Here is a 23,063-nt window from a genome sequence, read left to right as displayed (position 1 = left end):
GCGCCCCGGCACACTGGTGCGGCGGCGAGGATCCGCACTAGTCCCAGCACTACTGTGCCGGGCATCGGCGCACGTTAGGGTCGTGCGGTGACCCCCCGCACCGCCCTGTCCGCCGCCGCGACCCCGCCCTGGCGGCTGGCCCGCTCGGCCTGGCCGTGGCGGTCCCTGGCCTACCTGGCAGCCGGGCTGGTCCCCGCGGCGCTGCCGATGGCGCTGCTGGCCGGCATCGAGCTGCTGCGCCCCGGCCGCACCGCGCTCATCGGCCTGCTGGCGGCCGCGCTGCTGATCGTCATGGCCGCCGGGCCGCCGATCGCCTGGTTCGACCGGCGGCGGCTGCGCCTGGTCGACACCCGCCCGCTGCCGGTACGCCCGCCGCTGCGGCTGCGCGAACCCGGCACCTGGCGCGAGATCGGGTACGCCGTGCTCAGCGCCTGCGTGGCCTGGTGGCTGGACCTGGCCGTGGTGCTGCTGTCGCTGCTGCCGCCGCTGATGCTCATCTCGGCTCCGGTGCAGCCCTCCGGCCCCGGCAGCGAACTGCCCGCCTCCCCGTGGTTCTCCGCGCTGCTGTGCGCGGCGGGAATCATCATGCTGCCGCTGGCCGCGTACCCGATCACAGCCTGGGCGGGGGCGCGCGCCGCGATCGCCCGTGCGGTGCTCGCCACCGACGATCCCGACCTGGTCGAGGTGATGCGCTCGCGGCAGCGGCTGGCCGCGGGCTTCGACTCCGAGCGCCGCCGCATCGAACGCGACCTGCACGACGGCGCGCAGCAGCGGCTCGTCGCGCTCAGCGTCACCCTGGGACTGGCCCGGTTGCAGCTGGCCGACGACCACGCGGTCGCGCCGCTGCTCGACGACGCCCGGCAGCAGACCACCGCGGCGCTGGCCGAGCTGCGTGAACTGATCCGCGGCGTACACCCGCAGGTCCTCAGCGACCGCGGCCTGTCCGCCGCGATCCGCGACATCGCGGGCCGATCGCCCGTGCCCGTCGAACTCGACCTGCGCCTGGACGGCAGGCTGCCCGCACCCGTCGAGGTCACCGCCTACTTCGCGGTCAACGAGGCGCTGGCGAACCTGGCCCGGCACAGCAGCGCCGCCGGCGGGCGGGTCGCCGCGTGGACGCAGGACCGGCGGCTGGTGCTGGAGGTGCACGACGACGGCGCGGGCGGCGCCGACCCGGCCCAGGGCACCGGGCTGACCGGCCTGGCCGACCGGGCCGCCGCCGTCGGTGGCAGGCTGCTGCTGGCCAGCCCGCCCGGCGGGCCGACGCTGCTGCGGGTGGAGCTGCCATGCGAACGCTGAGGGTCGTGCTGGCCGAGGACTCGGTGCTGCTGCGCGAGGGCCTGACCAGCCTGCTGCGTCACTTCGGGCACGAGGTAGCCGCCGCGGTCGGCGACGCCGACGCGCTGCGTGAGCAGGTGCGGCTGCACCGGCCCGACGTCGTCGTCACCGACGTGCGGATGCCGCCCGGGTTCACCGACGAAGGGCTGCGGGCCGCCGTGGCGCTGCGCGCCGAACTGCCCGAGCTGCCGATCTTGGTGCTCAGCCAGTACGTCGAGCAGACCTACGCCGCGGAGCTGATCGACGCCGGGCGGTCGGCGGGCACGGGATACCTGCTCAAGGACCGGGTCGGCGAGGTCGCCGAGTTCGTCGACGGGCTGGGCCGGGTCGCCGACAGGCACACCGTCATCGACCCGGAGGTGGTCCGCCAGCTGCTGGACCGCCGCCGCGACCCGCTGCACCGGCTCACCCCGCGCGAGCGCGAGGTGCTCGGCCTGGTCGCCGAGGGCCGCTCCAATGCGGCCATCGCGCGGCGGCTGGTGGTCACCGAGGCGGCCGTGGCCAAGCACATCGCGGGCATCCTCGCCAAACTCGACCTGCCGCCCGCCGCCGACGACCATCGGCGCGTCCTGGCGGTGCTCGCCTACCTGCGCGGCTGACCGCCGTCCGTCAGCGGGCGAGTGCCACCAGGTCGTAGACGGGGTCGTGCCAGATCCGGGGGCTGCGGCCCTGCCTGGCCGACGAACCGGGCCTGCCCGGCCAGGCGCAGGCCGTGGCCCGACGCGATCCGCGCCACCCGGTCGGCGGCGTCGGACTGCGGCGGGTAGTGCCTGGCCCGCAGGGGCTCGATCGCGGCGGCCGCCGCGTCCGCGCGGGCGTCACCGCCGCGCGTCTCGTCGTAGCGTCCGGCTTCCTGCGTGTAGTCGCGCACGGTCGTCCTTCACAGGTCCAGTGGTCAGGGGTGCAGCGTGGCCCGCGCGATCGCGCCCGGTTCGGGGCCCGCCTCGGCCAGGACGGTGCCGTCGGGGGCCCACACCGCCGAGCCGCCCGCGGCCTGGTCGAAGCCGCCGCCGGTGGAGCCCGCGTAGCTCGCCGCGGCGACCCATACGCCCCGGTCGGCCGCGACCCGGCGGGCCCGTTCGGGGGTGTGCGGGGCGTGGGCGTGGTCGAGCACCGAGGCGACGTACACGTCCATGCCCAGCTCGGCGGTCGCGGCGTCGTGCTCGGCGAACCTGGTGTCGCGGCAGATCGCCAGGCCCAGCCGCCACCCGTCGACCTCCACCACGGCCGGGCCGTCGCCGGGGCTGAACCGCTCCTCGGACTCGTGCACGTGCACCTTGCGGTAGGCGACCCGCACCCCGCCGCCGTCCACGGCGAGGGTGGCGATGAACGCGTGCCCCGCCTCGTCCCACAGCGGCGCGCCCACCAGGGCAAGAGTTCCGGTCTCGGCGCAGGCCCGCACGAGCGCGTGCAGCCGCGGGTCACCGGTCGTGATCGCGGGCGCGTCGAGCTGGTAGCCGGTCAGCGACAGCTCGGGGAACACCACCACCCGCGCGTCGGCGGCGCGCACCACGGCCGCGTGCTGTGCGGCGTTGGCCGCCACGTCGTACGCCACGATCGGCGGCTGGGCCACCGCGATGACCAGTGGGCTGCGTTCCACGGCACTCCCCGCTATCGAATAGCCGTCACACGTGCATCCGGTAGTCATTCACTTCACGCCACCGGGTCCGGGCACAGCGTAGTCCGATCGGGTTACGCCGAACGTAGCGATAGACCTCCATCACCCAGCGCGGTCGCGCTCACACGTGTGGTCACTTAATCGCCGCGCTCCGGATAGTCAAGCGTTGTTGGCCTCGATATTCATCGCTTTGACTCTAGGCACACCCAGCAGCCGTACGCTCCGGCACACCCGCCGGACGCCGGACGCTGCCCGAAAGGATGTGCCACATGTTGCACCTGCACAGGCGGAAGGCTACCCACCGGTGGGGCGTGAGCGTTCTGACGGTGGCCGCCATGGCGGCGACGGGTCTGCTCTCCCAGCCCGCTCCCCCGGCACACGCCGCCGCACCCGGCGTCGAGCCGTCCGCCGTCACCCGCACCCTGCCGCCCGGCGGCTCCGCGACGATCGCCAAGGTCGTGCACACGCCTGCGGTCCCACCGAACCCCGACATCGTGTTCCTGGCCGACACCACCGGCAGCATGACCGGCGCCATCGCCAACGTGAAGACCAACGCGGCCGACATCCTGACCGCCGTGGTCGGCTCGCAGCCCAGCGCGCAGTTCGCGGTGGCCGACTACAAGGACGTCAACGACACGCCGCCGTTCGCCGTCAAGCAGGCGCTCACCGCCGACCAGGCCCTGGTGCAGGCGGGCGTCAACGCGTGGACCATCGGCGGCGGCGGGGACACCCCCGAGGACGGCCTCAACGCCCTCTACCAGCTCGCCACCGGCGCGGTCACGTTCCGCCCCACCGGCACCCGCATCGTCGTCATCTTCGGCGACGCGGTCTCCCACGAGCCGAGCATCGGCCACACCCGCGCCGAGGTCATCGCCGCGCTCCAGGCGGCCGACGTACGCGTGGTCGCGGTCAACGTCGGCGCGGGCGGGCTGAACCAGAACGGCCAGATCCAGGCCGTCACCGACGCCACCGGCGGGGTGTTCCTGGACAACGTGCCCGCCAACCAGGTCGCCGACGCGATCCTGGCCGGCATCCAGGCCATCGAGGTGACGGTCACCCCGAGCGTGGACTGCGACGACGCCCTGTCGGTGTCGCTGTCGCCCGCCTCGCGGACCGTGACCAGCGGCGACGACGCGGCGTTCAGCGAGACCGTCGACGTCGACGGCGAGGCCGCGGGCGGCACCTTCCAGTGCGAGGTGGACTTCCTCGTCGACGGCACCAGCCGCGGCTACGTGCAGACCCTGACCGTGCACGTACCCGGCCTGAGCGTGTACGACGTGCAGGTCAACGAAGGCGCGGGCACGGTCGACTTCACGGTCACCCTGTCCAGCCCGGCCCCGTTCCCGGTGAGCGTCAGCTACGCGACCACGACCGGCACCGCCGGGGCAGCGGACTTCACCGCCAAGTCGGGCCTGCTGACGTTCTCCCCGAACGAGACCCTGAAGACGGTCACCGTGCCGATCACCGACGACGCCCTCGACGAGCTGAACGAGACCTTCAAGCTCGGGCTGTCCGCACCGAGCGGGGCGGCGCTGACCGACCCGTCCGGTGAGGCGACCATCGTGGACAACGACCGCGACGGCGCGTTCACCTGCCAGGCGACCGCGCTGAACCTGGCCGGCCAGGTCTCGACGCAGGCCAACCCGGCCAACTCGCCGTGCGCGGAGGCCACCGTGGCCGGCCCTGACAACACGCTCAACGCGGGCCTGGTCACCGTACGGACGACGGGCCTGTCGGCGAGCACCGACCTGACCCCGGACAACCTGGGCGCCGCTCCGGCGGCGGGCGACAAGGCCGTCTCCACCTCGGCCGCGGGCTCCACGAAGATCACCGTCGCGGGCCTGGTCACCATCGAGGTCGGTCTCATCAAGGCGACCGCCTCGGTGACCTGCGCGACCGGATCCGGCGGCCTGGTCCCGCAGTACGCGGGCTCGTCGATCATCACCAACCTGAAGGTCAACGGCGCGACGGTGACGGTCGGCAGCGGCCCGCTCACCATCCCGCTGGTGGTCGGCAGCCTGAAGCTCAACAGCACCACCACCACCGCCACCGGCGTCACCCAGCAGGCCCTGGTCCTCGACACCCTGCTCACCGACCTGGTGATCGGCGAGGCCAAGGCCGGGGTCACCGGCTCCCCCACCCACCCGACCGGCAACCCCTGCCGCGCCTGACCGCGTGCGAGGAAGGGCACCTTCCCATCGCCACGCGCGATGGGAAGGTGCCCTTCCGACCACCCGCTGACTGCCGCGTTACCCCGACGCCCGCTGTCGGGACATCGTGGTCCCTGTATGGAACCCATCGGGCTTACGGAAGGTCGAAGGTAAGGTGAACACCGTGCGCGTAGTACCGCTGCTGACCCTCCTGCTGCTCGCCGCGTGCGCGCAGCCCCAGGACACCGGCGCGGGCAGCCCGCCCGGCGACGGCGCCGTCCTGGCCGGGCGGACCTTCCTGTCCACCGCCGTCGTCCGCGACGGCAAGCCCTTCGCCCTCGTCAAGGACACCCGCATCCGGCTCACGCTCGACGACCGGGGCCATGTCGGAGCCACCGCCGGATGCAACAGCATGGGCGGCGACGCCGACCTGACCGGCGGCCGCCTGCGTATGACCGGCGACGTCAGCATGACCGACATGGGCTGCGACCCGGCCCGGCACGCGCAGGACGAGCTGGTCTCCGGCTTCCTGCAGGCCGGGCCGACCTGGGAACTGACCGGAGACGTGCTGAAACTGCGCACCGACACCATGGAGGTCACCTTGCAGGACCAGGAGTCCGCCGATCCGGACCGCCCGCTGACCGGCAACCGCTGGCAGGTCGACACCGTGCTCGACGGGCAGAGCGCCGGCTCCGTGCCGAACGGCGCGACCGCCTACCTCGAATTCGCCGACGGCAAGGTGCAGGGCCACACCGGCTGCAACACCATGGGCGGCAGCGCCGTGCTCGGCGAGAAGACCATCACCTTCGGCGACCTGTTCACGACGAAGATGGCCTGCGCCGACGACGTCGACAAGCTGGAGCGCGCCGTGCTCGCCACCCTGAAGGGCGAGGTGACCTGGCAGGTGACCGCCGACCGGCTGACCCTCACCGGCCCCGACGGCAAGGGGCTGCAGTTGCGCGCAGCGGTGAGGTGGCGGGCCGTCCGTCGGATCGGCGACTTTGCGCAGGTCAGAAACCCGTCGCTGTAATCATGGCCACCGCCGGTGTGTGGAGAAGTCCACATACGAGTCCCGCTCGCGTTCATACGTTGAAGTCTCCCTACCAGCACAGGAGACTTCGATGCAGGCACGAGCGAACCACCACCGGCTGTCCCGCGCTGCCCTGGCCACCGGCCTGGCGCTGAGCTCCCTCGCGGTGAGCCAGCTCGCCCTGGCGGGCCCGGCGGCGGCGGTCCCCGGACTGACCCGCCAGAGCTCCACCGGCCCCAGCGACAGCGTGGCCAAGACCCAGAACAGGGCCTGCCCGGCCGGCACCGTCGCGCTCGGCGGCGGTGGTGCCGTCACCGGCGCGACCGGCAACATCGGCCTGGACTTCATGCTGCCCGTGTCGGGCGACACCACGTGGTCGGTGACCGGGCGCGAGGATGAGAACGGCACCGCGTCGAACTGGTCGCTGTCGGCGACCGTGCTCTGCGCCCCGGCCCCCTCGGGCTATCAGGTCGTCTCCGGCAGCTCCGCCTGGTCGTCGCCGAGCACCAAATCGCACCTGGTCAGCTGCCCGATCGGCAAGGTCGCGCTGGGCGTGGGCGGTGCGGTCAGCGGTGCGTCGACCAGCGAGCTGATCCTGGAGGATCTGCGGATCGACACCAGCAGCGTCACGGTCACCGGCGCGGAGGACGGCACCGGCTTCGCCGCCGACTGGCAGGTGCAGGCCCGCGCGATCTGCGCGAACCAGCCCGCGGGCTACGAGCGGCTGCTCGACGACAGCGTGCTCAGCTCCACCAGCGTGAAGTCGGTGACGGTCACCTGCTCGGCGGGGCGCCGGGTGCACGGGGTCGGTGCGGAGATCCTCGGCGGCGAGGGGCAGGTCCGGCTGACCGCCGTGCATGCCGTGTCGACCACCGCGGTCACGGCGACCGCGACCGAGGACGACAACGGCTTCAGCGGCAACTGGAAGGTCCGGGCGTTCGCGGTCTGCGCGAACTGACCTGCCTGACGCCGGTGACGCCCGGTCGCGGTGGAGTCCACCGCGACCGGGCGTCGTTCGGCCACCGGCACCGGGCGCCGGTGTCACCGGTGGTCTGTCAGGCCACGACCCAGTTCTGGTTGGACTGGACCGGGCTGCCGCAGGTCCAGATGATCATCTGGGTGCCGTTGGCGGTGCCCCAGCCGTCGGCGTCGAGGCACTTGCCCGACTGCTGGTTGACGAGGGTGCCGTTGGCGTTGACCGTCCAGCGCTGCGCGCCGTTGCCCAGGCAGGTCCACAGCCGCACGATCGTGCCGTTGGCCGTCGCGCCGCCGGCCACGTCCAGGCACTTGCCCGAGTTCGGGTTGACCAGCGAGCCGTTGGACTCCACCCGCCACTTCTGCGCCGGGTTGTTCAGGCAGTCCCACAGCTGCACCTTGGTGCCGTCGGCGGTGCGGCCCCCGGACACGTCCAGGCAGCGGTTCGAGCCGACGCCCCGGACCGTACGCTCCGGCGTGCCGCTCCCCGATCCGTTGACCCAGCGGGAGTTGCCGAGTTCGGCCAGGAACCGGCTGCGGATCGTGGCGTCGGCCTGGATACGCGAGTCGCCCCAGTAGCCGTTCGCGCAGCCCGGCTGGCCCGCCGGAGCGCCGTTGCACTGCCAGTTGGGCTGGGCGTCCCAGTTGGCGTTGATGTACGCCACGGCCCGGATCACGTCGGTGTTCGCGGCGATGTAGCCGAAGAAGTCGGCGTACCAGGTGTTCCAGATGGAGTCGGCGGTGGTCGCCTGCGGGCTCTTGTTGAAGATGCAGCTGCGGGTCTTCGCGCCGGTGGTGAAGCCCTGCGGCGACGCCTCGGCGATCATGACGGGCTTGCCGTGCCCGCGGGCGAAGTTCAGCACCCGGTCCTGCAGCGCGCGCGGCGAGGTCGACGGCGCCTTGCAGGCCCACTGCACCTGGTTGTACGTCGCACCGTAGAACGCCGACAGCCCCACCCAGTCCACGTACGCGTCACCCGGGTACCACACGTCGAAGTGGTTCGTGGCGGTGACGATGTAGTTGTACTCCGGGTTGTTCGGGCTCTCGTCGATCGGCCACGCCGCCGACTGCCACACCGTGGCGACCCTCGTCGCGCCGAGCGCGTCGATGCGGCCCTTGATGTAGCGGAACGCCTCCTTGTAGAAGTCGGCGCTGTAGCAGTTCCACGGGCCGTCGTACTCGTAGCCGATGCGCAGGAACACCTCCCGGCCGGTGTTCTTGAGCCAGTTCACCATCTCGTCGACCTTCGCCCGGTACGACGTGATCAGGTTGGGGTTGCCGCTGGTGACGTCGGCGTCGTTGCGGCCCATGATGGCGCGCAGCGGCTGGTTGCCGCAGCCCGACGTGGCGTCCGACAGGTACAGGCCGACGGCCAGCGACGCGCCGGGGTACTGGCTGAGCGTGGCCGGGAAGTCGTAGACGCCCGAGCCGTAGTCGACGGGGCCGTAGAAGCCCGCCAGCGGGCCGGGCGTGCCGCCCAGCAGCAGGTTGGTGTACAGGGTGACGCCGCCGGGCCGGGGCGCGGACGGGGCCGGGTCGAGCACGTCGCGCTTGTAGTCGGCCAGCGTGGTCGAGTCCTGGCCCATGAACAGCCGGACCTTGCCGTCGGGGGGCAGGTTGCGGCCGTTGACGGCGGCGTGCGCCGGTGGCGCGACGAGCATGGTCAGAGCGGCGGCAGTAACGGCGAGGGCAGCCGCGAGCCGCCCACGCCCGTACAGGGAACGGGTCATCACTACTCCGAATGGTCGGGTGGAGCCGTGCGGGTGCCCGACGCTAAACCCGCCCGCGAGCGGAGGTCCCTAGTTTTCGTAAATGTTTCGAAGCTTGCACGGATCCGATGTGGCACGAGTCGCGGGGCCCGCCACCAGGCGCTCACGAGACGAGCACCTGGTGGCACAGGCGGATCAGGCCGGGGTGAGCAGGTTACGCGCGCGCACGGCCTTCAGGGACAGGGTGCGGTAGCCGACCTCGTCGAACAGCACCGTGATCCGGTCGTTCTCCTCGCGCATCACGACGCCCGGACCCCACTGCCCGTGGGTCACCCGCGACTGCACCGGGAAGCCGGTGTCCACGTCGGACTGGGCGTCGGCGGTGCCCGCGGCGCACGTGTCGCAGCTGCCGCACGTCTCGACCAGGTCTTCGCCGAAGTAGCCGAGCAGGAACTGGCGGCGGCAGTCGCCGGTCTCGGCGTACCCGCGCATCATCTCGACCCGGGTCAGCTCGATGGTGCGCATCTGCGCGGCCTCGACCGCGGCGGCCGCGACGGCGTCGGCCAGCTCGCCGCCGGTCCAGCGCACGCCCTTGCCCGTGGTGAGGACCGCCCCGGCCTCCTGCAGCAGGTTGATCGACCGGGTGACCCGCGAGCGGGTCACGTCCAGCTCCTCGACGAGGTCGTCGATGCGCACCGGGCCGTCGGCGGCGATGACGCCCGCGCCGACGCGGGTCAGCAGCTCCTCGTCGACGGTGCCGGAGGAGAAGAAACGCGGCAGGCGCAGGTCCTCGGGGCGGAAGTAGAGCACCGCCGTGGCCGGGTCGCCGTCGCGTCCGGCGCGGCCGATCTGCTGGTAGTAGGAGTCCAGCGACTCGGCGGGCGCGGCGTGCACGACGAAGCGCACGTTCGGCTTGTCGATGCCCATGCCGAACGCCGACGTCGCCACGACCACGACCCGGTCGGAGGCCAGGAACGCGTCGTGCACCGCCGAGCGTTCCGCAGAGCTCAGACCCGCGTGGTACGCGTACGACTCCTCACCGGCTTCGCGCAGCGCCTGCGCGTACTCCTCGGTCTCGCCGCGCGTCTGCACATACAGCAGGCCCGGCGGGTCGAGGGCGATGATGCGGTCGATGATCTCGCGGCGCTTCTCCCGCTCGGTGATCTCGCGGGACACCTCCAGCCGGATGTTGGGCCGGTCGAAGCCCTTGACCAGCTGCACCGCGTCGCGCATGCGCAGCCGCTCGACGATGTCGGCGCGCACCGGCGGCGACGCGGTCGCGGTCAGCGCCAGCACGGTCGGGTGGCCCAGTCGCTCGATGACCTCGCCCAGGCGCAGGTAGTCGGGCCGGAAGTCGTGGCCCCACGAGGAGACGCAGTGCGCCTCGTCCACCACGAACAGCGACGGCTTGGCCTCCAGCAGCTGCGCCACGACCTCGTCCTTGGCCAGCTGCTCGGGCGCCAGGAACAGGAATTCGGCGTCACCGGCGCGCAGCGCCTCGAACGCGGCGTCGTTGTCGCGGTTGCTGCGCGACGAGTTCACCACGTGCGCGTCGGGCGCGCCCCGGTCGACGAGGTTCTTGACCTGGTCGCGTTGCAGCGCGATGAGCGGCGACACCACGATCGTCGGCCCGCCCACGACCAGCGCCGGGACCTGGTAGATGGCGGACTTGCCGGAGCCGGTCGGCGACACCACGATCGTGTCGCGGCCCGCGACGACGTGAGCCATCGCCTCCTCCTGCGCCGGGCGCAGCTCCGTCCAGCCGTACACCTGTGCCGCGACCTCGCGCAGCCGCTGCAGATCTCCCACCGCGTACCCCTCCCCAGACTCGAACCCGCATCCTCCCATCCGGTGCGTGGGCAGCCAGCGGCGGTCCGAAAGGTAACGAAACCGTGCCGCGCGTGTAACTTCCATGAAACTGATTACTGTCGATGGTTTTGTTTACAGGGACTTCGACGATGGCCTATGGTGACCGATGGAAGCGCTCCCAGTCCTGGCACCACCCGATCTCTCCTCCCCTGCCCAAGGAGTGACATGCCCGCCACGACGAGCAGAAAGCACCGCCTGACGACGATCGCCTCAGCCATCGCGCTGACCGTCGCCGCGACCGCCGTGAGCCTTCTCGCGGCGCAGCCCGCCCAGGCCGCGACGATCTGCGAGCAGTACGGCACCACCGTCGCCGGCAACTACGTGATCCAGAACAACCGGTGGGGCACCAGCGCCACCCAGTGCATCAACACCACCGGCAACGGCTTCAGCATCACCCAGCAGGACGGCGTCGGCAGCACCTCGGGTGCGCCGGTGTCCTACCCGTCCATCTTCCTGGGCTGCCACTACACCAACTGCAGCCCCGGCTCCCCGCTGCCCAAGCAGCTCAGCACCATCGGCACCGCGCCCAGCAGCATCAGCTACAGCTACCCGGGCAGCGGCACCTACAACGCCTCGTACGACATCTGGCTCAACGCCGACACCAACGTCTCCGGCGTCCAGGACACCGAGATCATGATCTGGTTCAACCGGCAGGGCAGCATCCAGCCCATCGGTTCGCAGACCGGCACCGCCAGCATCGCCGGGCGCAGCTGGGCCGTCTGGACCGGCAGCAACGGCGCCAACAACGTGGTGTCGTACCTGTTCACCGGCTCGATCATCAACTCGCTCAGCTTCGACGTGATGGACTTCGTCCGCGACACGTTCACCCGCGGCTCGCAGTACGGCACCAACAACTGGTACCTGACCAGCGTCCAGGCCGGATTCGAGCCGTGGATCGGCGGCGTGGGCCTGGCCGTCAACTCGTTCTCCGCGTCGGTAACCACCGGCGGTGGCACCCAGCCGCCCGGCACCCCCGGCACGCCGAGCGCGTCCAATGTGACCGCCAGCAGCGCGTCGCTGAGCTGGTCGGCGTCGTCCGGCACGGTCGGCAGCTATCTGATCGAACGAGCGACAGGCGCTTCGAGCACCAGCTTCAGCCAGGTCGGCACGTCGTCCTCGCCGTCGTTCAGCAACTCGGGGCTCGCCGCCAACACCACGTACCGGTACCGGGTGCGCGCCAGCAACGCGGCGGGCACGTCCGGTTACTCCGGCATCGTCAACGTCACCACCACCGGTGGCGGCGGAGGCGGCGGCGGCTGCACGACGACCGCCACGGTCCAGAATCAGTGGAACAACGGGTACGTCATGCAGGTGACGGTCACCAACACCGGCTCGGCCACGATCAACGGCTGGTCGTCGACGGCGACCCTGCCCTCGGGCCACGCGCACACCGGCTCCTGGCCGCAGGCGGCCGTGGTCAGCGGGCAGAACGTGACCGAGACCAACCAGAACTGGAACGGCACCCTCGCGCCGGGCCAGACCGCGTCGTGGGGCTTCCAGGCCAGCCGCCCCAACGGCAGCACCGCGCTGCCGACCGTGTACTCCTGCAGCGCCTCGTAGTCCGCGTACCACCCGATGACGTGCGGCGGGGCCCACCGGCTCCGCCGCACGTCACGCATCTGCCGCAGCCCAGCGGCCCGCGCGCTGCGGCGCGGTCGCGCTTTCGCCGGTGTATGGTCTCCCCTGATCATCTTCTTGGGAGGTCCCCGGTGCGCACCGCTCATCTCGCCTGGGAGCGCCACGGCGGCGAGCCCGGTCTGCTGCTCCTGCACGGCTTCTCCGACTCCGGTGCGTGCTGGGACCCGGTGCTGGCGGAGCTGACCGCGCACGCCGGCGCGATCACCCTGGACGCCCGTGGCCACGGCTCGTCCGGGCTGCCCGAGGCGCCCACCGGCACCGCGGCCAACGCCGCCGACGCCGCGTTGCTGCTCGACGCGCTCGGGCTGCCGCCGGTCGTCGTGATCGGGCACTCGATGGGCGCGCTGGCCGCCGCAGCGCTGGCCGCCGCCCGACCCGAACTGGTCCGGGCGCTGGTGCTGGAGGATCCGCCCGGCCCGCACCACACGCTCGCCGCCGACGCCATGCCGTCCTGGCTGGCCGAACTGCAGGCACTGGACCTCGACGCGCGGATCGCCAAGGGCCGCGCGGACAACCCGGGCTGGCCCGACGCCGAGTACGGCCCGTGGGCGGTCAGCAAGGGCGAGTTCGACGCCCGCTACTACGACCTCCCCTACGAGCCCGGCCCGCCGCTGCTCACCTCACTGGCTGCGGTCACCTGCCCCACCCTGCTGATCTACGGCGAGGCCTCCCGGGGCGGCCTGCTCACCGAAGCCAACGCCGACGACTGCGCCGACACCGCCGCCGGACCCTTCACCGCCCTCCGCGTCACCGGCGCAGGCCACTGCGTACGCCGCGACCACCCCGCCGCCTTCACCGCCGCCGTCACCGACTTCCTCGCCGAGTAACCCGCGGCATCGCCGGACGGGTGGCCTGTCCGTGGGGACGGGCCACCCTGACGATCAGCCCGCCAGGGTCTGCTCGGTGACCTCCCACAGCCGCTGCGCGGCGGCCGGGTCCAGCGCGTACGCCGCCACTCCGCGACGGCTGCCGCCGGTGGCGGGCTCCGCCTCGGCGCAGTCCTCGAAGTACCGCCCGCCGATCCCGTCCAGCAGCGGCGAGGTCGCCAGCAGCACCGAGGTGGACGCACCCTGCTCCGGGGTCTTCCACAGGAAGTCGCCGCCGCCCATCTGCGCCCGCAGCCGGTCCAGCTCCTCGTCGGAGACGTAGCGCTGCAGGTTGGTCCGGATCGCGCCGGGCATCACCGCGTTGACCGTGATGCCGTCGCCGGCCCAGCGCCGCGTCCCCTCCACGGCGAACAGCACGTTCGCGGTCTTCGACTGCCCGTACGCGGCCCACGGCTCGTATTCGCGGGTGGCGAAGTGGATGTCGTCGAACACCACCGGCGAGCGCAGGTGCGCCGAGGAGCTGACCGACACGACCCGCGCCTTCCCGGCCGCCGCGAGCGCGCCGTGCAGGCCACGGGCGAGCGCGAAGTGTCCGAGGTGGTTGGTCGCGAACTGCATCTCCCAGCCCTGCGGGGTGCGCATCAGCGGCGACGCCATGATCCCGGCGTTGTTGACCAGGATGTCCAGCGGGCCGTCCCAGGCCGCGGTGAAGGCGGCGACGGAGTCCTGGTCGGCGAGGTCGAGCCGGGCCACGTGCACGGCCTTGTTGCCGGTGGTCGCGGTGACGTCGGCGGCGGTGCGGTCGCCGGCGGCGGTGTCGCGTACGGCCAAAGTGACCTCAGCGCCCGCACCGGCCAGGGCGCGGGCGGTCTCCACACCGATGCCGGACGCGCCGCCGGTGACCACCGCGCGCCGTCCGGTGAGGTCGACGCCCTGCACCACCTCGGCGGCGGTGGACGTGGCGGAGAACGGGGTGGTGATACGAGTGCTCATGATCTTTCCGTCCTGATCGACGATGCCGGTTCGGGCTCTCCGGTACAGTCAACAACCGGAGGCCCCTCCGTTACGCCTTCCACGTTAACCGGAGCCTCCTCCGTTTTGCAACCGTCCCGACGAGACGCACAATGAGCTGCGTCACCCCGGAAGGAGGAGCCGTGACCCGGCCACTGCGCGCCGACGCCCAGCGCAACCGCGAGCGGCTGCTCGAAGTCGCCGCCCAGGTGTTCGCCAGCGACGGCCCCCAGATCTCCCTGGACGCCGTCGCCAAGCAGGCAGGCGTCGGCATCGGCACCCTCTACCGGCACTTCCCCACCCGCGAGGCGCTGATCGAGGCGGCCTACCGCAAGGAGCTGGCCCGGCTCTGCGACGCCGCGCCGGGCCTGCTGGAGACCATGCCCCCCGACCGGGCGGTACGCGCCTGGATGGACCTGTTCGCCGAGTACATGACGACCAAGCGGGGCATGGCCGACGCGCTGCGCGCCGTGATCGCCTCCGGCGGCAACCCGTTCGCGCAGAGCCGCGACCGCATGCTCGACGCGATCGGCACCCTGCTCAGCGCGGCCACGGCGGCCGGTTCGGTGCGCGCCGACGTAATCCCCGGCGACGTGCTGGTCAGCCTCAGCGGCGTCTGCCTGGCCACCCCGGAACCCGCACAGGCCGAGCAGGCCGGACGCCTGCTCGACCTGCTCATGGACGGCCTGCGCTACCGGGGCTGAGCCGCCGCGACGGCCCGTGCGGTGTCCTCGGTGACCAGGTCGAAGTTGATGAACGCGGCGGCCCGCGAACCACCCGCCGCAGCGTGGATGACCTGCGCGGACAGATCGGTGACGTTACCGGCCACCCACACCCCGGGCACCTCCGTCAGGCCGGACTGATCAGCGGCGACGTAGGCGCCCATCGGGTGCTCGGTGACCGTCAGGCCCAGCGGCTCCAGCATCCCCACCCGGGGCACCGCCCGCGCCGACACCACCAGTGCCTCGCACGCCAGCACGGTGCCGTCGGCCAGCCGTACGCCGGTCAGCCGGTCGTCGGCCACCTCCAGCCCCGCGACCTGGCCGTCGACCAGGCGCACCCCGCGAGCGGCCAGCTGGGTCAGCTCCGTAGCGGTCGGCTCCGGGCCGGTGTGGCGCAGCAGGGTCACGTTCGGCGTCCACTGGCGGTAGAGCAGCGCCTGCTGGGCCGCGTGCGCCCCGGTGGCGAGCACGGCGACAGCCTGGTCGCGCACCTCCCAGCCGTGGCAGTACGGGCACTGCAGCACGTCGCGGCCCCACCGCTCGCGCAGGCCCGGAACGTCGGGCAGCTCGTCGACGACACCGGTGGCGACCAGCAGCCGGCGCGCCCGGATCACCCGGCCGTCGTCCAGGGTCACCGCGAAGCCGCCGTCCTTGCGTGCCACCGAGTTCACCTGCGCCGAAACGATCTCGCCGCCGTAGCCGCGCACCTCCTCCCGGCCGATTTTCAGCAGCTCGCCGGGCGGCATGCCGTCGCGGGACAGGAACGCGTGCATGTGCGCCGCGGGCGCGTTGCGCGGCTCGCCACCGTCGACCACCAGCACCGAGCGCCGCGCCCGTGCCAGGGTCAGCGCCCCGTTCAAACCGGCGGCCCCGCCGCCGAGAACCACCACGTCGTACGCCTCAAGGGTCATCGTGACCACCTCCGTGACCCACCCTGCGCCTGGCACGGTAGTTTCGGCAAACAAGGTTGCCGAACCAGCAAAAGGCGCTGGTCTACAGCGGGTGACGGGACTGGAAGGCCAACCGGGCATCGGCGTCACGGGCCAGCCGTTCCAGCAGGTCGTCCAGACGCAGGAACGCCTCCCAGGGCTGCTCGCCACTCGCCGCGCAGCAGCGGGCGGTGACCTCGTCCTCCAGACCCGGCACGCGCTTGCCCTTCCACACCTTGTCCGCGAGCACCACCAGCAGATCCTCGACACTGAGCCCGTCGTAGGCCACCGATCCGTGATCGCGGGCGAACCGGGCCAGGCGCGGCTCGACACCGTGCGACACCAGCAGTTCGTACCCGGCGGGCTCGTGCGCCGAGCCCGGTCCGGACAGTTCGGACGGGTGCACGACCTTGCCGATGTCGTGCGTCGCCGCCCCGAACAGCACCTCGTGGGCGTGGACGGCCAGCCCTGGACAAGCGTCGGCCAGGCTGGTGACCAGGCTCGCCGCGACGTCGTGCACGGCCCGCAGGTGCGCACCCAGGCGCGGCGGCGCGTCGAGTTCGCCGAGCAGCGTGACGACGTCGTCGGGCAGGGCCCGCAGCGGCGGATCGGCGGCTTCGGTCAGGGCGCGATGGAGCGCGACGCTACGCATCCGCCAGACACTAACCGCGACCACGCACGGCCGTACGGTGTCGTCGTCGGCGAGCAGCCACAGGTCGCGTTCGGGCGGGGCGGCAACCGCTTTTCGTCCGGCCACCGGGTCCACCGACCGTCGGCTTCGCGCGGTCCCGACGGTCTCATTTCTGACGCAGCGCCGTCCCACACTGCCGGATAGGATGCGCCGACAGGGCCGGTGAACAGCGCGTTAATGAAACCGTGAGCCAGGTTCGGGACATTTCGACTGCTGGGACGCCGCCGCGCGCCAGGGACCGAGCGCCGCTATGGTCACCGCATGGATCTCTGGGTGGCGATCGCCGGTTTCGGCGTGGGCATCGTCGTCGGGCTCACCGGCATGGGCGGCGGCGCGCTGATGACCCCGCTGCTGGTGCTCGTGTTCGGAGTGGCTCCACTGAGCGCTGTCTCCAGCGACCTCGTCGCCAGCGCGATCATGAAGCCGTTCGGCGGCGCGGTGCACATGCGGCGCGGCACCGTGGACAAGCGACTGGTGCTGTGGCTGTGCGCGGGCAGCATCCCGGCCGCGTTCGGCGGGGTTTTCATCGCCAAGGCCGTCGACGCCGAGGGCATGTCGCAGGTCATCCAGTCGCTGCTGGGCGGGGCGCTGCTGCTGGCCGCGTCGGGTCTGGTGCTCAAGGCCTGGTTCGGGTTGCGCGACCAGGCCCGCGCCGCCGCCGACCCGTCGCTGCGGGAGGTCGTCGAGGGCACCCTGAAGCCCGTCAGCGTGCGCATAATTCCGACCGTACTGGTCGGAGCAGTGGGTGGCCTGGTCGTCGGCGTGACGTCGGTGGGCTCGGGCTCACTGATCGTGATCGCGCTGATGGCGCTGTATCCAGCGCTGCGGCCGCAGCAGCTCGTCGGCACGGACCTGGTGCAGGCGGTGCCGCTGGTCGGCGCGGCCGCGCTGGCCCACCTGCTGTTCGGGGACTTCCAGCTGGCGCTCACCGTCGCCCTGGTCATCGGGGCGGTGCCCGGCGTGCTGCTCGGCGCGGCGGTGTCCTCCCGCGCGCCCGGCGGGCTGATCCGGGCCGCGCTGACGGTCGTGCTGACGGCGAGCGGCCTGAAGCTGCTGGGTGCGGACACCGTCGTGGTCGGATACGCCACCGGGGCCCTGGTCCTGCTCATCCCGGCGGTGTGGGTGCTGGCCCGCCGCCACCACGGCCTGCCCCTGCGTACGGCGCAGATCCCGGCCGCGCGCGCACCCGAGGTCCCCGCCGAGCAGGTCCACGCCGCCTGAGCCAGGTCAGAGGCGTCTCCAGGCGGCGCGGGCCACGGCCGCCGGGCTGTGCTCGTCGGCGAACAGGCCCAGCGCGCGTAACTTGTCAGGGTTGGCCAGCAGCTGGATCGCGACGAGCCGGCCGCGGTCGGTCTCCCAGGTCATCAGCGACCACCGCGCGCCCAGCCGCACCAGCGCGGCCGGGCCGCCGTTGACCTCCAGGAACCACCACTCGACGTCGGGCGACTTGGCGGCGACGCCGGTCAGGAACCGGGCCACCCGGGACGGGCCGACCACCGGGTTGAGCGCGGCGCGGGCCTTGCCGCCCCCGTCGCTCCACAGGGTGACCTCGACGGCGAGCAGCGCCTGCAGGGCGGCCCGGTCACCGGTGGCGGCCGCGTTCATGAAGCGGTCGACCAGGTCCCGGTGCCGGGCGTTGTCGACGCTGAAGCGCTCGCGGTCGTCGCCGATCCGGTCGGCGGCACGGCGGTGCAGCTGGCGGGCGTTGGTCTCGGTCAGCCCGAGCACGTCAGCGATCTCGGCGTAGGGCAGCTCGAACGTCTCGCGCAACAGGTAGACCCCGCGTTCGGGGGGTGTGAGCTGCTCCATCAGCCGCAGCGCCGCCAGGGACAGCATGTCGCGCTGCCGGGCGGTCTCGGCGGGGTCGCCGACCTGGGTGCCGACCGGAATCGGTTCGGGCAGCCAGGTGCCGGGGTAGGTCTCGCGACGGTGGCGGGCCGAGCGCAGCTGGTCCAGGGCGAGCCGGGTGGTGACCGTGACCAGCCAGCGCCGTGGATCGTCGATCGCTGCCCGGTCGGCGCCGTGCCAGCGCAGCCAGGCGTCCTGGAGCACGTCCTCGGCGTCCCACCAGCTGCCGAGCATGCGGTAGGCGACTCCGAGCAGCACCGCCCGGTGCTGCTCGAAGGCCGCCGCGTCCGCCGGGCGCAGTTCCGTGTGTGCCGTCATCACACCGCCGGGTGCATTCGGGTGGTCACGCCTATGCGGTTCCACAGGTTGATGGTGCCGATGGCGAGGATGAGGTCGGCGACCTCCTTGTCGGTGAAGGCCGCGCGGGCGGTGTCCCACACCTCGTCGGACACGCCGTACTCGCCGAGCTTGGTCACCGCGTCGGTGAGTGCCAGGGCGGCCCGCTCGCGGGCGTCGAAGCCCGAGAACTCCCACCACGCGCTGACGCCGAGCACCTCGCGCACGTCGGCGCCCTGCTTGACCAGGTCCGTGCCGTGCAGGTCGATGCAGAAGGCGCAGCCGTTGAGCAGCGAGGCGCGCAGCTTCACCAGGTCCAGCAACCGGGCGTCGAGGCTCTTGCGCAGGTACTTCTCCAGTCCCAGCACCGCCTGGTAGCCCTCCGGTGCGAGTTCGCCCAGGTTCATCCGCTGATTCATCGGTTTGCCCCTCCGTGTTCCATTGTCGCGGCAACCGACGGCCGCCGCCGTAGGAATGACGGGACAGCCCGGCCACGGTGTGACAATCCGGGGCGGTCATGCGACGCAGGCCACAGCCGGCGGGCTCAGGCCAGCCGGTTCGGCCGGCATTCCGGCACAGGTCACCTGCCCGGATACGCGAAGGGGCGTCCGCGCGCTCGGCACGGACGCCCTCGACCGGCATCCGGTCACTTCACCTGGACGAGCCCGTCCGGCTGGTCGTCCGACTTCGCCACCGGCTCGGCCGCGGACTCCGCGCCCAGGTCGGTGCCGTCGGCGGCCGCCGACTCCATGGCGAGCCGGTCCGCGCCGCTGAGCGTGCTGAGCGGCTTCTCTTTGATGAACAGCACCACGATGAACGCCAGCGCCGCGACCGGTGCGCCGACCAGGAACAGGTCGGCGGTGGCCAGGCCGTAGATCTCGGCGACGATCGCCTTGACCTCCGGCGGCAGCGAGGCCAGGTCGGGCACCTGGCTGGAGCTGCTGCCCGCGGGAGCCGGGCCGAACCGCTCCTCGCGCAGGTCGCTGATCCGGCTGGTCATCACCGCACCCAGCGCGCTGACACCGACCGCGCTGCCCATGCTGCGGAAGAAGGTCAGCACCGAGGTGGTGACGCCCAGGTCGTGCGCGGGCACGTCGTTCTGTGCGGCCAGCACCAGGTTCTGCATGAGCAGGCCGACGCCGATGCCGAGCACCGCCATGTACACCGACACCAGCGGCACGCTCGTCGTGTGGTCGATGGTGCCCAGCAGCAGCATGCCCGCCGTCATCACGATCGCGCCGACGACCAGGTAGATCTTCCACTTGCCGTACTTGGTGATGAGCCCGCCCGCGATGGTGGACGAGAACAGCAGACCGAAGATCATCGGCAGGCTCATCAGGCCGGCCACCGTGGGCGTCTTGCCCAGCGAGATCTGGAAGTACTGCGACAGGAACACCGCGCCGCCCATCAGCGCCAGACCGACCAGCACGCTGGCGATCGTGGTGAGGGTGACGGTGCGGCTGCGGAAGATGCCGAGCGGGATGATCGGCTCCTTGGCCCGCGACTCGACCCACACGGCCAGCGCCAGCAGCACCAGGCCGACGGTGACCAGCAGCGCGGTCCAGCTCGACGCCCACGCGAACTTGTTGCCCGCCAGCGTCGACCAGATGAGCAGCGTCGAGACGCCCGCGGTGATCAGGAACGCACCCCAGTAGTCGATCTTCACCTTGCCCGGCGGGGTCGCCGGCAGGTGCAGCGTGCGCTGCAGAATGAAGATGGCCAGCAGGGTGAACGGGACGCCGATGAAGAACGTCCAGCGCCAGCCCAGCCACGAGGTGTCCACCAGTACGCCGCCGATCAGCGGCCCGGCGATGGTGCCGATGCCGAACACCGCGCCGAAGATGCCCGAGTAGCGGCCCATCTCCCGAGGCGGGATCATCGCCGCCATGACGATCATGGCGAGCGCGGTCATGCCGCCCGCGCCGACGCCCTGCACGACGCGGCTGACGAGCAGGATCTCGACGTTCGGGGTGAAGCCCGCGATGAGCGAGCCGACCACGAACAGGCTCAGCGAGAGCTGGATGAGCAGCTTCTTGCTGTACAGGTCGGCGGCCTTGCCCCACAGCGGCACGGTCGCGGTCATCGCCAGCAGCTCGGTGGTGACGATCCAGGTGTAGACGGACTGGCTGCCGTCCAGGGCGGCGATGATGCGCGGCAGCGCGTTGGCCACGACCGTCCCCGCCAGGATGGACACGAACATGCCCAGCATCAGCCCGGACAGCGCCTGCATCACCTCACGGCGCGACATCGGCACCGTGTCGGGGTCGGGTCCGGCCGTCTGCGCCGGTATCTCGGTCGTGGTCATTCTGTTCCTCACGTGGTGCGACTACCGGGTGAGGACCACCCGGGGGGATTCAGGGGAACCGGGTCAGTCCGGATCGGGCAGTCCCGCGGCCAGCGCGGTGAACGCCCGGTCGACGAGCGCGCCCAGGGAGCGCGCGCCCGCCGCGGCCATCCAGCCGGTCGCGGCGACCCGGAAGGCGGCGCTGGTGGTGGCGACCACCAGCGCCGGGTAGACGTGGGTCGCCGGGTCGACGCCGAGGTGCGCGGCGATCTGCTCGGTGGTCGCGCGCTCGGCCTCGGCGTTGCTGAGCACGAGCCGCGGCAGCAGCTGCGGGCTGTGCTTGATGATCTCCATGCGCAGGAACCAGTGGTCGCGGTCGGCCTCCATCGCGGCGACCGGCAGCAGCACGGCGCGGCGGATCGCCTCCAGCACCGGCATGGTGGGCAGCAGCACCGCCAGCCGGGCCCGCATCGCGTCGACCTCCACCAGGTGGTCGCCGAGCACGGCGTCCTCCTTGGAGGCGAAGTAGTTGAAGAAGGTGCGCGAGGACACGCCCGCCTCGCCGCTGATGTCGTCGACGGTGACCTGGTCGAAGCCGCGCAGCGAGCACAGCCGCAGCGCCGCGCCGGTCAGCGCGGCCCGGGTCTGCTGCTTGCGGAGGTCGCGCCGGCCCAGCGGCGCATCCTGGTCGATCGGGGTCACGGGCAGATCAAACAACAAACTTGCAGTGGCTGCAAGTTCATTTCGGCGGTGTCACCCCCACCTCGCGCTTGCCGGGCACGGTCGTCCCCGTTAGGGTCACCGCTGTGACTGCCGGGTCGGCCCAGTGCCGTGATCAGATGAGGCATCCGGCTGAGCCGTGATCGCCCGGCGGGCCCGTGGCCCGCCCTCCTTCGACGACGCCCGCACCAGCGGAGCCTGCCGAGGAAGGAGGTGATCGCATGTCCCGCTTCGAAGAACTCAACGCCGGTGACGTCCTGGTAGGCCAGGTCGTCCAGATCGTGCCGTTCGGCGCCTTCGTCAGCATCGCCGACGACGCCCACGGCCTGCTGCACGGTGAGATCGAGCCCCAGGTCGGCGCGAACGTCACGGTACAGATCATCGAGATCGATCGTGAGCGCAGACGCGCCAGCCTGAGACTGGCGTGATCGCGGCGGGGAGACGGCTCAGCCCGTCTCCCCGCTCACCCGGGCGTATGCCGCACCACCAGCACCGGGCACGCCGCATGGTGCAGCAGTTGCTGGCTGACCGAACCCAGCAGCAGCCCCTTGAATCCGCCCCTACCCCGTGCCCCGACCACCATCAACTGCGCCTGCTCGCTCAGCCGCAGCAGCTCCCGCCCGGTCCGCCCGGACACGAGCCGGGTGCGCACCCTCACCTCGGGATGCTGTTTGCGTACGGCGTCGATGGCCGCGTCCAACTCCTGCTGCTCGGCCGTGCGCGCGGCGTCGGCGTCGTAGAGCGCGGGCATCGAGTAGGACAGTGTCGTGGCCGCGTCGTGCCACACCCGCACCGCCAGCACTTCCGTGTCGCGCTGCCGGGCCTCGCCGAACGCCTCCCGTACCGCCGCCGCCGACCCCGGCGAGCCGTCGACCCCGAGCACGACCGGACCGGGCCGGGTCTCGCCGCGTACCACCAGCACGGGCGTGGCGCAGTGCGCCGTAACCTCGACCGCGACCGAGCCCAGCAGCAGTCCGGCGAACCCGCCCAGGCCCCGGTCCCCGAGCACCAGCAGCCGCGCGCCCCGCGCCGCCCCCAGCAGCACTCCCGCCGGACCGCCCGTGACCAGGTCGGCCGTCACCTCGACCCGGCCATTCGCGGCCTTCGCCACCTTGGTCGCCTCGGCCAGCACCCGCTCCGCGTCGTGGCGCAGCCCGCCCTCGGGCACGAGTTCCGACGGGCCGGTGTCGACATGCATGAGGGGCCAGATGAAGGCGTGCACGATCCGCAGCCCGCACCCGCGCCACGCCGCCTCGCGGGTGGCCTCGCGTACCGCCCCCAGCGCCGACGCGGACCCGTCCACGCCCACCACGACCATCGCCTGCTCGCTCATAGCGTGTCCCCCACCCCCAGTATCGATCCAGATGG

22 protein-coding genes are annotated in these 23,063 nt (G+C 72.0%); 10 read left to right on the top strand and 12 right to left on the bottom strand.

Annotation, left to right across the window (positions count from 1 at the left end; genetic code table 11):
• Nucleotides 1-87: 87 nt before the first annotated feature.
• Together HAV40_RS07915 and HAV40_RS07910 are read left to right on the top strand one after the other, a co-directional pair.
• Nucleotides 88-1,299 (top strand): sensor histidine kinase, encoded by a 1,212-nt coding sequence (locus HAV40_RS07915; RefSeq protein WP_166380221.1) that lies wholly within the window; start codon nucleotides 88-90, stop codon nucleotides 1,297-1,299.
• Nucleotides 1,287-1,937 (top strand): response regulator, encoded by a 651-nt coding sequence (locus HAV40_RS07910; protein WP_166380220.1) that lies wholly within the window; start codon nucleotides 1,287-1,289, stop codon nucleotides 1,935-1,937. Before HAV40_RS07915 ends, HAV40_RS07910 begins: the two co-directional genes overlap by 13 nt.
• Here the strand turns inward: HAV40_RS07910 and HAV40_RS07905 are convergent.
• Nucleotides 1,922-2,209: a hypothetical protein gene (locus HAV40_RS07905; RefSeq protein ID WP_166380219.1), complete on the bottom strand. Its 288-nt coding sequence runs from the start codon at nucleotides 2,207-2,209 to the stop codon at nucleotides 1,922-1,924. The two genes, HAV40_RS07910 and HAV40_RS07905, sit on opposite strands and share 16 nt — an antisense overlap.
• A gap of 24 nt (nucleotides 2,210-2,233) precedes the next feature.
• Nucleotides 2,234-2,986, bottom strand: a complete 753-nt coding sequence (locus HAV40_RS07900; protein ID WP_166380218.1) for a carbon-nitrogen hydrolase family protein — start codon at nucleotides 2,984-2,986, stop codon at nucleotides 2,234-2,236.
• A 281-nt stretch (nucleotides 2,987-3,267) separates the two neighbouring features.
• Between HAV40_RS07900 and HAV40_RS07895 the strand changes: the two genes are divergently transcribed.
• The 3 genes from HAV40_RS07895 (at nucleotide 3,268) to HAV40_RS07885 (ending at nucleotide 7,094) form a co-directional block, all read left to right on the top strand.
• Nucleotides 3,268-5,127 (top strand): Calx-beta domain-containing protein, encoded by a 1,860-nt coding sequence (locus HAV40_RS07895; RefSeq protein WP_203670912.1) that lies wholly within the window; start codon nucleotides 3,268-3,270, stop codon nucleotides 5,125-5,127.
• Nucleotides 5,128-5,290: 163 nt separating this feature from the next.
• Nucleotides 5,291-6,136 carry an META domain-containing protein gene (locus tag HAV40_RS07890; RefSeq protein WP_166380217.1) on the top strand — a complete coding sequence of 282 codons (846 nt, stop codon included), beginning with the start codon at nucleotides 5,291-5,293 and terminating at the stop codon, nucleotides 6,134-6,136.
• A gap of 91 nt (nucleotides 6,137-6,227) precedes the next feature.
• Nucleotides 6,228-7,094 carry a hypothetical protein gene (locus tag HAV40_RS07885; protein WP_166380216.1) on the top strand — a complete coding sequence of 289 codons (867 nt, stop codon included), beginning with the start codon at nucleotides 6,228-6,230 and terminating at the stop codon, nucleotides 7,092-7,094.
• Nucleotides 7,095-7,191: 97 nt separating this feature from the next.
• On the opposite strand, the gene HAV40_RS07880 is transcribed toward HAV40_RS07885, so the two are convergent.
• Together HAV40_RS07880 and HAV40_RS07875 are read right to left on the bottom strand one after the other, a co-directional pair.
• Nucleotides 7,192-8,841 (bottom strand): RICIN domain-containing protein, encoded by a 1,650-nt coding sequence (locus HAV40_RS07880; RefSeq protein WP_166380215.1) that lies wholly within the window; start codon nucleotides 8,839-8,841, stop codon nucleotides 7,192-7,194.
• Nucleotides 8,842-9,015: 174 nt separating this feature from the next.
• The gene (locus HAV40_RS07875; protein ID WP_203670913.1) at nucleotides 9,016-10,629 is read right to left on the bottom strand and encodes a RecQ family ATP-dependent DNA helicase; all 1,614 of its coding nucleotides are present in this window, start codon (nucleotides 10,627-10,629) and stop codon (nucleotides 9,016-9,018) included.
• A gap of 225 nt (nucleotides 10,630-10,854) precedes the next feature.
• Here HAV40_RS07875 and HAV40_RS07870 point away from each other — a divergent pair, with 225 nt between their 5' ends.
• Nucleotides 10,855-12,249: a glycoside hydrolase family 12 protein gene (locus HAV40_RS07870; protein ID WP_166380214.1), complete on the top strand. Its 1,395-nt coding sequence runs from the start codon at nucleotides 10,855-10,857 to the stop codon at nucleotides 12,247-12,249.
• 149 nt (nucleotides 12,250-12,398) lie between these two features.
• Nucleotides 12,399-13,154, top strand: a complete 756-nt coding sequence (locus tag HAV40_RS07865) for an alpha/beta fold hydrolase (RefSeq protein ID WP_166380213.1) — start codon at nucleotides 12,399-12,401, stop codon at nucleotides 13,152-13,154.
• Between the two features lie 54 nt (nucleotides 13,155-13,208).
• Here HAV40_RS07865 and HAV40_RS07860 read toward each other — a convergent pair whose 3' ends face one another.
• Nucleotides 13,209-14,147, bottom strand: coding sequence for an SDR family NAD(P)-dependent oxidoreductase (locus tag HAV40_RS07860; protein WP_166380212.1), 939 nt, complete (start codon nucleotides 14,145-14,147; stop codon nucleotides 13,209-13,211).
• Nucleotides 14,148-14,308: 161 nt separating this feature from the next.
• On the opposite strand from HAV40_RS07860, the gene HAV40_RS07855 reads away from it, so the two are divergent.
• Nucleotides 14,309-14,869, top strand: coding sequence for a TetR/AcrR family transcriptional regulator (locus tag HAV40_RS07855; RefSeq protein ID WP_239085704.1), 561 nt, complete (start codon nucleotides 14,309-14,311; stop codon nucleotides 14,867-14,869).
• On the opposite strand, the gene HAV40_RS07850 is transcribed toward HAV40_RS07855, so the two are convergent.
• Both HAV40_RS07850 and HAV40_RS07845 read right to left on the bottom strand, forming a co-directional pair.
• Complete coding sequence (locus HAV40_RS07850) at nucleotides 14,857-15,807, bottom strand: NAD(P)/FAD-dependent oxidoreductase (RefSeq protein ID WP_409364910.1); 951 nt, start codon at nucleotides 15,805-15,807, stop codon at nucleotides 14,857-14,859. The genes HAV40_RS07855 and HAV40_RS07850 overlap by 13 nt on opposite strands.
• Before the next feature lie 73 nt (nucleotides 15,808-15,880).
• On the bottom strand, nucleotides 15,881-16,573 hold the full coding sequence (locus HAV40_RS07845; protein ID WP_239085705.1) for an HD domain-containing protein: 693 nt from the start codon (nucleotides 16,571-16,573) through the stop codon (nucleotides 15,881-15,883).
• A gap of 195 nt (nucleotides 16,574-16,768) precedes the next feature.
• On the opposite strand from HAV40_RS07845, the gene HAV40_RS07840 reads away from it, so the two are divergent.
• Nucleotides 16,769-17,728: a sulfite exporter TauE/SafE family protein gene (locus tag HAV40_RS07840; protein ID WP_166380209.1), complete on the top strand. Its 960-nt coding sequence runs from the start codon at nucleotides 16,769-16,771 to the stop codon at nucleotides 17,726-17,728.
• A gap of 6 nt (nucleotides 17,729-17,734) precedes the next feature.
• Here HAV40_RS07840 and sigJ read toward each other — a convergent pair whose 3' ends face one another.
• From sigJ to HAV40_RS07820, 4 genes are all read right to left on the bottom strand, one after another.
• Nucleotides 17,735-18,673, bottom strand: a complete 939-nt coding sequence (sigJ, locus tag HAV40_RS07835) for an RNA polymerase sigma factor SigJ (protein ID WP_166380208.1) — start codon at nucleotides 18,671-18,673, stop codon at nucleotides 17,735-17,737.
• Nucleotides 18,673-19,110 carry a carboxymuconolactone decarboxylase family protein gene (locus HAV40_RS07830; RefSeq protein WP_239085706.1) on the bottom strand — a complete coding sequence of 146 codons (438 nt, stop codon included), beginning with the start codon at nucleotides 19,108-19,110 and terminating at the stop codon, nucleotides 18,673-18,675. The genes sigJ and HAV40_RS07830 overlap by 1 nt, the downstream gene beginning before the upstream one ends.
• Nucleotides 19,111-19,337: 227 nt before the next feature.
• Nucleotides 19,338-20,996 carry an MDR family MFS transporter gene (locus HAV40_RS07825; RefSeq protein WP_166380207.1) on the bottom strand — a complete coding sequence of 553 codons (1,659 nt, stop codon included), beginning with the start codon at nucleotides 20,994-20,996 and terminating at the stop codon, nucleotides 19,338-19,340.
• Nucleotides 20,997-21,059: 63 nt separating this feature from the next.
• On the bottom strand, nucleotides 21,060-21,677 hold the full coding sequence (locus tag HAV40_RS07820) for a TetR family transcriptional regulator (RefSeq protein WP_239085707.1): 618 nt from the start codon (nucleotides 21,675-21,677) through the stop codon (nucleotides 21,060-21,062).
• 239 nt (nucleotides 21,678-21,916) lie between these two features.
• Here HAV40_RS07820 and HAV40_RS07815 point away from each other — a divergent pair, with 239 nt between their 5' ends.
• Nucleotides 21,917-22,123 carry a S1 RNA-binding domain-containing protein gene (locus HAV40_RS07815; RefSeq protein WP_166380206.1) on the top strand — a complete coding sequence of 69 codons (207 nt, stop codon included), beginning with the start codon at nucleotides 21,917-21,919 and terminating at the stop codon, nucleotides 22,121-22,123.
• A 35-nt stretch (nucleotides 22,124-22,158) separates the two neighbouring features.
• Here HAV40_RS07815 and HAV40_RS07810 read toward each other — a convergent pair whose 3' ends face one another.
• Entirely contained in the window at nucleotides 22,159-23,028 is an 870-nt protein-coding gene (locus HAV40_RS07810) for a universal stress protein (RefSeq protein WP_203670914.1), read from the bottom strand.
• Nucleotides 23,029-23,063 lie beyond the last annotated feature (35 nt).

Origin of the sequence: Catellatospora methionotrophica (genome assembly GCF_011297335.1) — a bacterium.
Taxonomy (GTDB): domain Bacteria; phylum Actinomycetota; class Actinomycetes; order Mycobacteriales; family Micromonosporaceae; genus Catellatospora; species Catellatospora methionotrophica.
Note: the sequence above shows the minus strand (reverse complement) of the source record. Positions and strands in the feature narration are given on the sequence as shown.

Excerpts from the sequence above, each read along its gene's own strand:
- HAV40_RS07810 (WP_203670914.1), bottom strand. The coding sequence starts at position 23,028 with ATGAGCGAGCAGGCGATGGTCGTGGTGGGCGTGGACGGGTCCGCGTCG.
- HAV40_RS07840 (WP_166380209.1), top strand. The coding sequence starts at position 16,769 with ATGGATCTCTGGGTGGCGATCGCCGGTTTCGGCGTGGGCATCGTCGTC.
- HAV40_RS07830 (WP_239085706.1), bottom strand. The coding sequence starts at position 19,110 with ATGAATCAGCGGATGAACCTGGGCGAACTCGCACCGGAGGGCTACCAG.
- HAV40_RS07815 (WP_166380206.1), top strand. The coding sequence starts at position 21,917 with ATGTCCCGCTTCGAAGAACTCAACGCCGGTGACGTCCTGGTAGGCCAG.
- HAV40_RS07880 (WP_166380215.1), bottom strand. The coding sequence starts at position 8,841 with ATGACCCGTTCCCTGTACGGGCGTGGGCGGCTCGCGGCTGCCCTCGCC.
- HAV40_RS07885 (WP_166380216.1), top strand. The coding sequence starts at position 6,228 with ATGCAGGCACGAGCGAACCACCACCGGCTGTCCCGCGCTGCCCTGGCC.
- HAV40_RS07910 (WP_166380220.1), top strand. The coding sequence starts at position 1,287 with ATGCGAACGCTGAGGGTCGTGCTGGCCGAGGACTCGGTGCTGCTGCGC.
- HAV40_RS07900 (WP_166380218.1), bottom strand. The coding sequence starts at position 2,986 with ATGACTACCGGATGCACGTGTGACGGCTATTCGATAGCGGGGAGTGCC.
- HAV40_RS07825 (WP_166380207.1), bottom strand. The coding sequence starts at position 20,996 with ATGACCACGACCGAGATACCGGCGCAGACGGCCGGACCCGACCCCGAC.
- sigJ (WP_166380208.1), bottom strand. The coding sequence starts at position 18,673 with ATGACGGCACACACGGAACTGCGCCCGGCGGACGCGGCGGCCTTCGAG.
- HAV40_RS07870 (WP_166380214.1), top strand. The coding sequence starts at position 10,855 with ATGCCCGCCACGACGAGCAGAAAGCACCGCCTGACGACGATCGCCTCA.
- HAV40_RS07860 (WP_166380212.1), bottom strand. The coding sequence starts at position 14,147 with ATGAGCACTCGTATCACCACCCCGTTCTCCGCCACGTCCACCGCCGCC.